The 14,516-nt window shown below is 42.9% G+C and carries 8 protein-coding genes; all 8 read left to right on the top strand.

Features of this window, described 5'->3' with window-relative positions:
• Position 1 precedes the first annotated feature (1 nt).
• The 8 genes from ABR189_RS12680 (at position 2) to ABR189_RS12645 (ending at position 14,510) form a co-directional block, all read left to right on the top strand.
• A complete protein-coding gene (locus ABR189_RS12680; RefSeq protein ID WP_354660868.1) occupies positions 2-3,280 on the top strand; it encodes an alpha-L-rhamnosidase in 3,279 nt (1,092 codons plus the stop codon).
• A 359-nt stretch (positions 3,281-3,639) separates the two neighbouring features.
• The gene (locus ABR189_RS12675; RefSeq protein ID WP_354660867.1) at positions 3,640-6,639 is read left to right on the top strand and encodes a SusC/RagA family TonB-linked outer membrane protein; all 3,000 of its coding nucleotides are present in this window, start codon (positions 3,640-3,642) and stop codon (positions 6,637-6,639) included.
• Positions 6,640-6,657: 18 nt separating this feature from the next.
• Positions 6,658-8,181, top strand: coding sequence for a RagB/SusD family nutrient uptake outer membrane protein (locus tag ABR189_RS12670; RefSeq protein WP_354660866.1), 1,524 nt, complete (start codon positions 6,658-6,660; stop codon positions 8,179-8,181).
• Positions 8,182-8,246: 65 nt separating this feature from the next.
• Positions 8,247-10,979 carry a family 78 glycoside hydrolase catalytic domain gene (locus ABR189_RS12665; protein WP_354660865.1) on the top strand — a complete coding sequence of 911 codons (2,733 nt, stop codon included), beginning with the start codon at positions 8,247-8,249 and terminating at the stop codon, positions 10,977-10,979.
• Between the two features lie 52 nt (positions 10,980-11,031).
• On the top strand, positions 11,032-11,778 hold the full coding sequence (locus ABR189_RS12660; RefSeq protein WP_354660864.1) for an SDR family NAD(P)-dependent oxidoreductase: 747 nt from the start codon (positions 11,032-11,034) through the stop codon (positions 11,776-11,778).
• A 19-nt stretch (positions 11,779-11,797) separates the two neighbouring features.
• Positions 11,798-12,427, top strand: coding sequence for a cyclase family protein (locus tag ABR189_RS12655; protein WP_354660863.1), 630 nt, complete (start codon positions 11,798-11,800; stop codon positions 12,425-12,427).
• A gap of 106 nt (positions 12,428-12,533) precedes the next feature.
• Positions 12,534-13,553 carry a zinc-dependent alcohol dehydrogenase gene (locus ABR189_RS12650; RefSeq protein ID WP_354660862.1) on the top strand — a complete coding sequence of 340 codons (1,020 nt, stop codon included), beginning with the start codon at positions 12,534-12,536 and terminating at the stop codon, positions 13,551-13,553.
• A 9-nt stretch (positions 13,554-13,562) separates the two neighbouring features.
• Positions 13,563-14,510: a C-terminal binding protein gene (locus ABR189_RS12645; protein ID WP_354660861.1), complete on the top strand. Its 948-nt coding sequence runs from the start codon at positions 13,563-13,565 to the stop codon at positions 14,508-14,510.
• The last annotated feature ends 6 nt before the right edge of the window (positions 14,511-14,516 follow it).

Genomic DNA, 14,516 nt, shown 5'->3' with positions numbered 1-14,516 from the left:
TATGAAACATCAGATCCTTCTGACAGGATTGCTTTTGGGTTTCCTGTCTGCCTGCGACAATAAAACTTCCCCTGTAACAATCCAGCACCTTCGTTGCGAATACCTTGAAAATCCTGAAGGAATTGATGTGAAACAGCCTCGTTTAAGCTGGCAACTGGAATCTGATGAGCGAGGCCAACTTCAAACTGCTTACCGGATATTAGTAGCTTCTGATTCTTCCAGGCTCGTCAATAATAAAGCGGATGTATGGGATTCGGGAAATATAAGTAGTGAGGTTACTGCATTTATTCCGTTCGGCGGCCAAACATTACAACCAGGGAAAAAATACTTCTGGAAAATTAAATCCTGGGATGTACATAACCATGAAACGTCCTGGAGTGCCATTGCAAGTTGGTCAATGGGATTGCTTGATAGTACCGGATGGAAGGCTAAATGGATTGGTATCGCACCAACAGCTGTACCAATCGATAGCCAATATAATATTCACGCTGGCTACCAGTCTGCCATAGCTACAAGGGCGGATGTTACCAAATCTGTTACGGTAGATCTGGGCACCGAACAGCGTTTTCATTCCGTGAAATTGTATCCTGCCTTGTTTGGCAAAAACCTGCAACCTCATCTTTTTCCAACAGCATTTACAGTGATAGCAGCTTCCGATAAAGACTTTACCAGGTCTCAAATACTGGCCGACTATTCGAAGACGGGATACACCCATGGTAGCCTACAACCTCTTGAGGTTTCCTTCCCTGCTGTTAGCGCCCGTTATATAAAAGTGACGGTAAATAAACTGGCGGCTATCGATAAAGAGCAATATGCATTCGCCCTGGGGGAATTAGCGGTACTTAATAGTGAAAATCAAAATGTAGCGCTTGGTGCTGTCGTTGATGCGGATGATGTTTATGAGGGCTATAAACAATTCTCTACAGAGAAATGGTGGCCGGCCCTGCTTACGGATGGATTTCTGCATCCCAACAGGCAGCATACGGCTAAATCAATACCTGTTCCTGCATCTCCGCTTTTACGTAAGGAATTTATAACGAAAAAGCCAATACAGCGTGCCACATTGTATGCCACTAGTTTGGGGATGTATGAAGCATACATTAATGGAAAAAAGGTAGGTGACCACGTATTGGCTCCTGAATGGACAGACTACCATTCAAGGGTACAATACCAGACCTATGATGTAACGAAGTTGGTAAAAGAAGGTGCCAATGCGATTGGGGCTATGTTAGCTGATGGTTGGTATGCCGGTGTTATTTTTTCTCATCCGGAACGCGGTTCCTATGGCTTGGATAGAAAGCTGCTGGCACAACTACAGATTGAATATGCGGATGGGGATACAGACATAATAGCTACAGATAGCTCGTGGAAGACAAAGCAAACTGGTCCCATAACAGCAGCATCCATTTTTGATGGTGAAACTTATAACGCATCAGCAGCGGAGAAGGACTGGAAGGAGCCAGGATTGGATGTAACACAGTGGACACCTGCTACCGAATATCCACAGGTGAAAGTTGCCATTAGTGCTCAAATGAATGAACCTATTAAAGTCATCCAGGAAATAAAGCCTATAAAAATCATCCCTCAAAAAAATGGTGCCTATATTTTTGATCTGGGACAGAATATCGCAGGATGGGTGCAATTAAACTTGCCCTATAATCCTCACAATAAAATTGTTTTAAGGCATGGTGAGGTACTGGATACAAAGGGAGCGTTATATACAGATAACCTCCGGGGAGCAACTCAAATGGATACTTATATCCCCGGAACGGAAACCAACATTCAATATGAACCCCGGTTTACTTACCATGGCTTTCGATTTGTTGAAATAACAGGGCTTACTCAAACACCGGATCTTAATACCGTAACTGCAAAGGTGGTGGCTTCTTCTGCTCCTGTTGCCGGCAGCTTTGAATGCTCCTCAAAAGAGCTGAATAAACTATGGGAAAATATTCTCTGGACACAGAAAGGTAATATGCATGCTGTCCCAACAGATTGTCCACAGCGTGATGAAAGAGCTGGTTGGATGGGAGATGCACAGGTATTTTCCAATAATGCCATTTTCAACATGGATATGGGGGCCTTTTTTACAAAATGGATTCGGGACATCAGGGACTCACAAACGAAAGAAGGTCGTTTTCCCGACTATGCGCCACAAGTGGGCACCTGGGCTAATTTTTATAATTCACCAGGATGGGGTGATGCTGGCGTAATTGTTCCCTGGCGTTTATACGAACACTATGGAGATGTGACCGTTTTAGCAGCACAATACGAACCAATGAAACGATTTATTGCGTCAGTATTCAAATACAATAAAGACCTGTTATGGAAGAATGAGCGGGGGAATATGTACGGAGACTGGTTGAACGGCAATACGATTATAGAAGCAGGCTATCCCAAAGAAGGGGGTAAAGTGCCAGATGATGTGTATTCAACAGCATTTTTTTATTACTCCACTAACATTGTTGCCAAAACAGCACACTTGCTCAACAACACAGCAGATGCTGCTAGGTACGACTCTTTGGCGGCGGCGATTAAGACAGCTTTTATAAAAGCATACATCAGCAGCGATGGCATTATTGAAGGTAATACGCAGGCGGGATATGCCCTGGCATTGGACTTTGACCTGGTACCGGAAAACCTTAAAACAAAAGCTGCAGCGCATATGGCAGAAGCGGTAAAGGCCTACGATTTTAGAATATCTACCGGCATTCAAACCACTATTCGTTTAATGAATCAGCTGACACGTTTTGGTTATAGTGATATTGCCTATAAATTGATTGAAAGCAGACGATTCCCTTCCTGGTTGTATTCAATAGACCAGGGTGCTACAACCATTTGGGAAAGATGGGATGGTTATGTGCAGGGCCGTGGATTTCAGAACGCGGGGATGAACTCTTTTAATCATTATGCTATTGGTGCGGTGGGGGAATGGATGTATCGATCCATACTGGGTATCAATAATGATCCTGCAGCCCCGGGGTATAAACATTTCTTTATAGAACCTGTACCTGGCGGAAGTATTACATATGCAAAGGGGACGTATAATAGCATAGCCGGAAAAATAGCGGTGTCCTGGATAAGTGCTGAAAATGAATACTCCCTGGATGTGACTGTGCCAGTAAATACAAGTGCAACCATTGTTATCCCTTCCGGAAAAACCATTACGGAAAATGGAATGGATATAAAAAGTGTTAAAGGCATTGAAGTTTTGGATCGTGAAAATAACAAGACAAGGATCAAAGTACAATCAGGAAAATATAGTTTTAAATCAACCTGAGAAAGTGGTATGTAGCGGGAATGCGATGCCAGACTATAGGCCTCATTCAAGATGTTATAAAATCATAGTTTTTGGATATTTAACTGTTATTTTAGATCAGATATTGATACTAATTTTATGCTATCGAACTAATACTCATAGAGGTATTCCACGGAGTAGCAGTCAACCAAACATTTTACGATCTTTTTTATCAACCTCCAGATGCTATTGGATATCTGATCTTTTTGTCGACAAGATCTGCCAGCTGCATTGAAATTAAAAACTTTAAAATTACTAGTATGATTGGATCCTTCCACGTGCGGGCGCATGTGAGGCATTCTTTGCCTAAGGCCTTGCTGTTTCTTTTCTTATTTACTGTAATGAGTTTATTCACATTTGCCCAGTCAGGTCGTATAATCACCGGGGTCATAAAAGATACAAATGGGAGCGCAGTACCTGGTGCAACAGTAACTGTTAAAGGCACCACAAATGCTGTTGTTGCTGATAATGCTGGTCTGTATAAAATAACTGTACAAGGTAATGATGCTATACTGGTAGTATCACACACCGCATTTCAAACCACGGAAATACAGGCAGGTACTGCCAATGTGCATGATGTAATCCTGAAAACATTTGCCAAAGACCTGTCTGAAATTGTTTTAATTGGTTATGGATCACAGAAGAAACGGGATCTTACGGGATCGGTGGCAACAATTGCTACTGCACAACTGGAAGATCAACCCGTGGGACAGATCGCGCAAAAAATACAAGGCAGGATTGCAGGGGTTCAAATTAACCAAACCTCAGGCCAACCAGGCAAAGGAATGTCGTTAAGAATTCGGGGCGCAGCCTCCGTGAATGCAGGAAATAACCCTTTGTATGTGGTGGATGAATCACCTATTATAGGGGATATCAACAGCATCAACCCTAATGAAATTGAAAGTATTTCTGTTTTAAAAGGACCTTCTGCCGCTTCTATTTATGGATCGCGTGCAGCTAATGGTGTTGTATTGATTACCACAAAGCGAGCCAAACAGGGAAAAACAAGTATTAGCCTTAATATTGTCCAGGGGGTGGGTGAGGTGCCCCAACGTGGCAGACCCAATTTAATGAATGCAAAAGAATTCCTGCAATTTGAGAAAGAGGTATTTGAAGACAGGATCCGTTATGAGGGTTATGCTGATGGTATGCCGGAACTTTATAAAAATCCGGAAAAATGGACCGGACCAGATACAGACTGGATGTCAGTACTATTACGTAAATCAAGAATGAGTAGTTATAACCTTTCATTGTTGGCTGGAAAGGATAAATTCAGTTCAGCAACAACGATCGGGTATTACAAGGAAGAGGGCGTAATGCTTAATACCGGCTATGAACGTTACTCGCTTCGTTCAAATAATGAATACCGTTTCAATGATAATATCCGGGTTGGTGTAAATATAGCGCCCACTTTTCAGGATGGTCAGAATTTTGGGACAGATGGTACCTTTAACATCATTTTTGCTGGGCTTACCGCTCCGCCCATTTTCTCTCCGTACGAAACAAATAGTGATGGTACCCGTAAGTTGCGCTTTGAAGGTCCGGGATTGTTTACACAGCCTAATTGGGTAACAACACTTGAAGATGCGATTAACCGGGAAAAAAACTTACGCCTGTTATCAAACGCATTTTTAGAGGTGAAGTTTTTGAAGGATTTTAAGTTCAGGAGTGCTATGTCTGTAGATCTTGGCAGTCAGTCAACCAGGGTGTTCAATCCTAGCTCCGTAGGCAATATCTGGTCTCCGCCACCAACCATTCCATCAGGTTCTTACACTACCAATAACTATGTTTCGTGGCTGACAGAAAATACGCTAGCATATAATAAAACAATTGCCGACGATCATAAAATAGAATTGTTGGCAGGTTATTCGGCGCAAAACTTTTATGAAGAATATAATAGTTTGAGCGGAAGCAATTTTCCTGATGATATGGTGTCATGGATAGATGCAGCGGCAGTTAAAAATGGTAGCAACAATATGGGCGATTGGTCACTTTTATCTATGTACAGCAGGTTGAACTATAACTACAAAGGAAAATATTTATTCTCTGCCTCTTTGAGAAGAGATGGTTCATCACGATTTGGTGCTGACAATAAATGGGGATCCTTTCCTGCGGTTTCAGCTGGTTGGGTAGTGTCTGACGAAAACTTTATGCGCAACATACCGGTTATCAGTAATCTGAAGCTACGTGGAGAATATGGCTTAGTGGGAAACTTTAATATTGGTAATTACAGGCAGTATAGTGGGGTGTCAACTACCAACTATGTATTCGGAAGCGCGCTGGCTCAGGGCAGAAGTTTAACTTCCTTAGGGAATTCTCACCTCACCTGGGAAACTACTGCTGGTTTTGACCTGGGTATTGATATATCCTTCTTAAACGATCGGATTGCTTTTACAGCTGATTATTATCAAAAGCAGGTAGATGATATGTTGTATCAGGTGGATGTTCCCCTGGGAACCGGTTTTTCCAGTATACAATCCAATATCGGAGGGTTTAAATTCTGGGGGTATGAATTTTCGGTAAGTACCCGGAATTTTACTGGTGCATTCAAATGGAATACAGACTTAAATATATCGGTTAATCGTAATCGGGTAATGAAACTTGGTACCAATAATACGCCCATTGATGGCGTTGGTGAGCAGGGCACCTATTGGAAAACAGAAGTGGGCAAGCCTATGGGACAGTTCTGGGGTTATGTGTTTGATGGTGTGTATATGAATCAGCACGAGTTTGAAACGCAACCGGTTCACGTAACATCAACGGTAGGAACCGTGCGTTATAAAGATCTGAATGGAGATGGTGTCATCACAAATGCCGACAGAACTTTTCTTGGAGATCCCAACCCCAAGTTTTTGTTAGGTATGAATAATAGTTTTTCTTATAAAGGGTTCGATTTAGGGATTGTAATTTCAGGTGCTTTCGGACAAGATATCATTAATGGTCAGCTGGAGTGGTCAGAAAATCAGGATGGTGTTTTCAACGTGCAAAAGTATTTGGCGGATCGCTGGCGTTCAGAAGAAAATCCGGGAAGCGGAAAAGTGCCTCGTACGACCGGGGCGGGCAATAACTTCTTCAGGTATGCTAATAGCCGTTGGATAGAAGATGGCTCTTATCTTACTATCAGGAATATTACTTTAGGATATGTATTACCGGGTTTAAAGAAAGTGTTTAACCGGTCAAGAGTTTACCTGAGTTGTCAACAGGCAGCGGTATTTACCAAATATAAAGGGATGTCGCCGGAAACAAGTATAAACGGATTAAACGGATTAAGGGAAGGCGTAGATGCGGGTGCTTATCCGGTTCCCAGAACTTATGCAGTTGGCGTGGATATTAATTTCTAACTCAGTTAAACTTGTAAAATGAAAAAACTATTATATACTGTGGCGTTGGGCACATTACTGACTTCTTGCTCTAAGGATTTTTTAGTACGTACTCCACAGAGTTCTATTACAGACGGAAGTTTCTTTAAAGAAGAATCGCATTTTAGCCAGGCCCTGGTAGGTGCATATGCATCACTTAGAGGGTTAAAAGGTTCCCGTGCGGCTTACGTAATGGGCGAAATGCGGTCGGATAATACATTTTATGAATACAACTCAACCGACCGCGGAGTGCAGTATATTAACATGGAACTGGCAGATGGTTTTCTTGATGATGCGTCCAGTAATGTAACTCCCGAAATGTATAACTCGGCCTATGTTGCGATATCCCGTGCCAATAGTATTATCAGCAGTAGTGAAAAGGTCAAATTGCGCCCGGAATTTATTGATCCGGTTTTGGGGGAGGCGAAATTTATCAGGGCACTCAGTTATTTTGATCTCGTCCGATACTACGGACCTGTGCCCTTGTACTTAAGTAATGTGACCAGCCAGGCCGATGCATATCTGAAACGTTCCCCTGTTACAGATGTATACAAAGCTATTGAGGATGATTTGAAAGATGCAATAGCAAAGTTGGCGGCGCCATCTTTTCCTGAGGTAGGGCACGCCAATAAAGGTGCGGCAAAAATGCTACTGGCAGATGTATATATTACCCAAAAGAAGTATGATCTGGCTTATACAGAGTTGAATGATCTTATGGGCATGGGTTATGACTTGTTGGATAACTATGCAGACGTATTTAAACTAGCGCATAAGAATAGTATAGAATCTATTTTTGAAATTCAATACCAACAGGGCAACCAGGGGCAGCAAAGTAGTTTCGTATATGCATTTTTACCAATTACAGACGATGCCAGTATGCTTACCGGTACAACTGGCCGTGTGTCTGCGGGTGGATGGAATGTACCTACGCAGGAAATGATAGATACTTATGAACCCGACGATAAAAGACTGGAAGCATCTATCAGTATTATTGAAGGTGCCGGGCCAGTAGGGCAAATGGTAATAGGGGCGGTAAAGAGCCCAGTTGGTTACGTTACACCGCCTGGTAAAAGGTCGTATAGGTTTATCAGGAAATTTCTGAACCCTCACAGCCTGATAAACAATACTGACGATAACTTTCCGGTATACCGTTTTTCGGAAGCACTGCTGGCTATGGCTGAAACACTGAATGAATTGAATCGTTCGGCAGAGGCATTGCCCTTTTTGAACAAGGTGCGTAAAAGAGCAGGTCTTGGTAATATTAATACGACAGACAAGGTGGCTTTACAGAAAATTATCCTGCATGAAAGAAGAGTAGAACTTGCCTTTGAAAATAAAAGATGGCACGACCTGCTTAGAAGCGGCAAGGCTATCGAAGTAATGACTGCCAACGGCGTTTATTTAAAAGGGATTTACCCTAACTTGGCTACCAACAGTTATAACTTAAACCAAAATAAATTATTATTTGCTATCCCCTTGCGGGAAATCCAGATTGGAAGCCTTGAGCAAAACAAAGGCTATTAGAAAAATGTTTTGTACATTATGGCAGTGGCTGTAGCGCTGCTGCCATACTTAAAAACAAGAGATTGATGAATATTTATAAGATAATTGTAACATGGTGCCTGCTGCTCTTACTCCTCCCGGTATACGCCCAGGTTAGGGTAGCAACAGCACTTTGTGATAACCGGATCAATCCAACAGGTATTCATACACAGGCGTTTTTTTTCTCGTGGCAACTCGTTTCGCAGAAAAACAATCAAAAGCAAACTGCTTATCAGCTGGTAATAGCATCTTCAAAGTCTATGCTGGACCGCCAGCAATATGATATATATAATTCCAGAATTGTTAAATCCAATCAGAGCATCCAGGTAATATACAAGGGGCCGGCGTTATTGCCTGGTCGAACCTATTATTGGAAGGTTAAAGTCTGGGATGCCAGTAATGTTGCATCTCAATGGAGCGAACCGCAGACTTTTATCACGGGACTTTTTGAGCCATCAGATTGGGGGGCGGCCCGCTGGATCGGTGCGGAGAGCGCATCGCCGGATACGAGAGTGGTACCATTTGTACATGGTAAATTGAAGGAAAATGACCCCAGGATCATTAAAAGCAAAGCTGCTCCGTTGCTGCGAAAATCCTTTTTTGTTGCTAAACCGGTGAAATCTGCTTTGTTGTTCATCAGTGGATTGGGACATTACCAGGCAAGTATCAATGGGGCAAAGATTGGTAATGCTTTCCTGGCGCCTGGTTGGACAACCTATGATAAAACTGTTTTGTATAACACGTACGATATTACTAACGATCTGTCAAAAGGAAATAATGTTATTGGGGTAGTATTGGGCGACGGATTTTATAATGTTTCTCAGGAACGCTATGTAAAGGGTACAGGCTCTTTTGGTAAACCTAAAATGATCGCACAGCTAAAAATCATTTATACAGATGGAAGTGAGGAATATGTTGTAAGCGATACGTCATGGAAGACAAAGCCTTCACCCATTGTTTTTAATAATATTTATGGTGGGGAGGATTTTGATGCACGGTTTATTGAAAAGAAATGGAATACAGGATCCTATAATGATAGGGAATGGAAGCCTGCTTTACTTGCAGCTGTACCCAAAGGGAGATTGTTGCCTGAAATTGATTATCCGGTAACAATTATGGATACACTTTCGGTAAAAAGCGTGAAAGTGATTGGAGATAATAAAGCGTGTTATGATTTTGGTCAGAATATTTCAGGTATCCCGCAGATAAAAATTAAAGGGAAGCCCGGTCAAACAGTAAAATTAATTCCTGCAGAATTAGTTTTGGATAATGGAAATGTAAATCAGGCAGATGGGGTAACTCCACATTTTTATCAATACACAATTGGCAGCAACGACGAGGAAACCTGGCATCCCAACTTTAGCTATTTTGCAGCCCGTTATGTACAGGTAGAGGGTGCAGGAATCAAAAATCAACAAGCCAACGACGATAGGCCCGTAATAACCGACATTAAATTGCTGCATAACAGGAATAGTGCCCCTGCAAATGGTGATTTTATTTGTTCTGACAGTTTATTGAACCGTATTTACCAGCTGGTAGATTGGGCCATCAAAAGTAATATCCAGAGTTATATAACCGATAATCCACAGCGAGAGAAACTAAGTTGGCAGGGTGAACAGAACTTTATGCGGGCAGCGATTAATTATGGTTATGATGTATACAACCTCTATCGAAGCCTGGTGCAGAATATGAAAGATGCACAGCATAGTAATGGATTGATTCCTGATATTGCACCAGAGTATATACAGTTTGATGGGCCTTTTGTTGATTCTCCTGAGTGGGGTACTACCGGTATGCTCGATTTATGGTTTTTATATAGCTGTTATGGGGATACCGCTATTATTCGCAACGCATACCCCATGATGCGCGCCTATGCACAATATTTACAAACAAAGGCGGAGAACCACTTGTTATTGTATGGCCTGGGAGACTGGCTGGATGTGGGCAATGTAACACCTAAAGGTCTTACAGCTACGGCCTATTACTATAAAGCTATAGCCGCTCTTGGTACAATGGCTGCTATTATCGGTGAAAAACAGGATGCAAGCTTTTATCAGCAATTGTCAGACAGTATTAAGCAATCCTTTAATCACAAATTCTTTAATGAGGAAAAGAAGATATATGCTACCGGTAGTCAAACTGCAATGGCGATGCCCTTGAGTCTGGGTATGGTGGATGAGAAGAATAAAAAAGAAGTATTGGATAACCTGATTCATCAAATTGAATCCATAGATGGTAACAGGATTACCGCAGGAGATGTGGGCCACAGGTTTTTGGTAAAAGCCCTATATGAAAACAATCACCCCGAAGTGTTATATAATATTACAAAGCGCGGCGATGTTCCGGGTTATGCCTATCAGCTAAACTTAGGTGCCACTGCATTGATCGAAACCTGGGACGGGAAGGCTTCTCAAAACCAACTAGCCATGGGGCACATATTGGAATGGTTTTACGAAGGTATTGCGGGTATCAGACAGGATAAACAGTCCGTGGCATTTAAAAATATTATTATTCAGCCACAGGTGGTTGGTGCAATTACTTCGGCTAGCGGCAGCTTCCATTCACCTTATGGTTGGATTAAGAGTAATTGGGAACTTAAACAGAACATGTTTTCAATCGATATTGAGATACCTGTCAATACCCAGGCCAAAGTAATTCTTCCTGCCAGATCCAATTCAAAAATCTGGATGAATGGAAGGAAGCTGGATGGATGGAAATGGGATAATGAAACCGTTACCTTGCAGGTTAATGCAGGTAAGTACACAATTAATATAAAGTAGTATTCGGCATTCCAATGAGTTTGCACCATTTGGAGGTTTAAATAGCAACTATATGAAAGGACTTACAAATAAAATTGCTGTTATTACAGGGGGCCTTGGAGATCTGGGGTATGCAACAGCTCAGCGCCTCCATGAAGAGGGGTGTCGCGTGGTATTGGTAGATCTGCAACCCGACATGGAAGGAAAGGCTGGGCTAATCCATGCTCACTTTGTTCAGCTTGATATAAGCAATGAGGCGGCAGTGGAAAAGGCTTGTGAAGGTATTGCAGCGCAGGTGGGTAATGTACACATACTGGTAAACACAGCAGCCTGCTTTATTTTTAAAGGGGTGGAAGCTACTGCTGCTGATTGGGCCACTATCAATGCTGTAAACATTGGAGGGACCTCACTAATGGCAAAATACATTGTGCCGCAGATGCGTAGCAACGGTGGCGGCAGTATCATTAATTTTTCGTCGGTAAGTGGCTTTGTCGGGCAATCAAATTTTGCTACCTACAATGCTACGAAGTTTGCGATCAGGGGGCTAACCAAATGTTGGGCACAGGATCTGGCGCCAGATGGTATAAGAGTAAATACACTGTGCCCAGGTTATATTTATACGCAGGCGTTTATTAACTCCTGTGAAAAACTCGGTCTGGATGTGGAAGAAGAAAATAAACGGGCTGCTGCTATGCATTTGCTCAACCGGCAGGGCAGGGTGGAAGAGGTAGCTGCCGCTGCTGCATTCCTGGCCAGCGATGATGCTTCCTTTATTACAGGGAGTGATCTGCTGGTAGATGGTGGTTACCTGGCAAAATAATCTCAAAAAACATTTTTGTATGCAATTGATTGATTTATCTCATCCACTCGAACACGGACAACAAACTTTTCCGAGTGATCCCAAATTGAGTATTATACCGCATGGCAATACCCAAACACTGAAATATAACATTACACAAATATCTATTGGTTCACATCAGGGTACTCATCTGGATGCCATGTATCATTTTCTGGATGATGGAAAAACCATTGATCAAATGCCACTGGATTGGTTTTATGGACCTACTCATTTATTGAGAATTCCCAAAAAAGCCAATGAGGAGATTACAGTAGAAGATTTTATGCCTTATGAGGCACAACTATTGCCAGCGGCCAAAATAATATTTGAAACCGGCTGGCATAAACATTTTGGCAAAGACTATTTTTTTTCAGACTTCCCGTCTTTAACACAAGAAGCAGCAAAATTCCTGGTAAGTAAAAAAATCAGGCTGCTTGGAATGGATATGCCCACACCTGGTAAGGATTGGTACGAACTGCACCACATTCTTTTACCTGCGGAGATTGTAGTAGTAGAAAGTTTGGCTAACCTGGATAAAGTACCCGACCAATTTACATTTATGGGTTTTCCCCTGAATTTTAAAGGCAGGGACGGTTCACCCATCAGAGCAATAGCCAGGGTGGATAGCTAAAGGGGATAACAGGAATCTAAAAATCGGATTAAAAACATAAGAGGCGTCATTGCCCTCCTTTGGAGGGCCAGAGATTGTATTGCCTGAAAATACCATTAATAGTAGCATGAAAGCATTGTATTATCCAGCTCATGATGAGTTGTTATTGACTGATTTACCGGTACCGGAATGCCAGCCAGATGAAGTGTTGGTAAAGGTAAAAGCTTGCGGAATTTGCGGCAGTGAATTGGAGACATTTAAAACCAGAAGTCTCCGGCGCGTACCTCCTCTTATTATGGGTCATGAGTTTTGCGGTGTAATTGAAACAGTGGGAACGGCTGTGAAAGACTGGAAAGCCGGTGATGCTGTAGTCAGCAATTCAGTAATATCCTGCGGCAATTGTGAAAGTTGCAGAGAGGGCAAAACGAATTTATGCAGTCATCGCCAGGTTTTTGGCATGCACCGTAATGGCGCTTTCGGTGCCTATGTAAATGTACCGGCTGCCGTACTGCTTAGTTTGCCAGTGGGAGTGGCCCCCCGTTTAGCATGTATTACAGAACCACTGGCTAATGGGGTGCATCTGGTGAGATTGACACAACACCTGCCGCTTAAGAATATTGTGATAATTGGTGCTGGCCCTATTGGCTTAACTGCCCAACAGGCGTTTAAAGCATTGCGTGGAGTTGCCGGCATTGTAGTCGATATCAGACAAGAACGATTGGAGGTGGCAAAAAGAATGGGGGTAGCAGGGGTGGTCAATCCCGGAACTGAGGAGCTGGTGGCTGCCATAAAAAAGATTACTGGTGGTGCGCCCATTGATTTGGTAATAGATGCCGTGGGGGCTTCGCAAACCAACCAGCAGGGGCTGGAGATGGTGAAACCAGGAGGCACATTAATGATGATAGGATTGTACAATAATAGCAAGTCATTGCTGAGTTATGATATTGTCCTGAATGAAAAAGCTGTGATGGGCAGTTATGCAGCTACACAAAACGATATGCAGGAGGCGCTGGCCTTGATCATTTCCGGTAAGGTGGATGTGGGTTCATGGGTGCATTATTATCCATTGGATCGTGGCCGCGAGGCTTTTTTTGATATGATGGATGCGGTGGACAATCATATAAAATCAGTGATAGTATTTGAATAAAACGTTTGTATGCAGAAAGTATTGATTACAGATTATGGCTTTAACAATGTAAGCCAGGAGAGAGAAATAATTACAGCTGCTGGTTTTTTGCTGGAAACAGCACAATGCAAAACAGCTGAAGATGTGTTGCAATATGGAGCCGGAGCCGTGGCCCTACTGGTGCAGTGGGCACCGGTTACAGCTGAGGTGATGGATGGCTTACCGCAATGCCGTTTAATCGTACGTTATGGTATTGGTGTAGATAACATTGACCTGGAAGCAGCTAAGAAGAGAGGGATTGTGGTATGTAATGTGCCTGACTACTGTATCGCGGAAGTAGCGGACCATACAGTGGCCCTGGCACTTGCTTTAGCCAGGCAGCTCACTACCACGCACCAGCGCACTATAAGCGGAGAATGGAAAATTATTCCTCCTCAGCCTGCGCTACCTTTTTATGAAATGAGTTTTGCAACAATCGGCTTCGGCAGGATAGCCCGTGAGGTTTTAAAAAGAGTAGTGGCTTTGGGTTTTAAAAAGATGGCTTTTGACCCCTTTGTACCGGCGGAAATGATGTTGGCGCAGGGCGTGCAGCATGCTGGTTTTGATGAGGTAATAGAAACGGCAGATATTATTTCGCTTCACTCGCCACTTACTCCTCAAACACATCATCTGATAAATGCAACGGTGTTAAATCGCCTTAAAAAAGGCGCTATACTCGTAAATACTTCGCGTGGCGGGTTGATTGACACAGAGGCATTAGCGGTGCGGTTGCAGCAGGGGGGTATGGCTGCCGGCCTGGATGTTTTTGAGCAAGAACCTCTGCCTGCTACTCACCCTTTGCGTAATTGCGATAATGTAATCCTCTCTTCTCACACGGCCTGGTACAGTGAACGTAGTGTGCCTACGCTTCAACGTATGGCGGCAGAAGAATTGGTGAGGGGGTTGATTGGTGGGGTTGTTAATAATAGGGTAGTATAGCCTGTT

Source organism: Chitinophaga sp. H8, assembly GCF_040567655.1.
GTDB lineage: Bacteria > Bacteroidota > Bacteroidia > Chitinophagales > Chitinophagaceae > Chitinophaga > Chitinophaga defluvii.
Note: the sequence above shows the minus strand (reverse complement) of the source record. Positions and strands in the feature narration are given on the sequence as shown.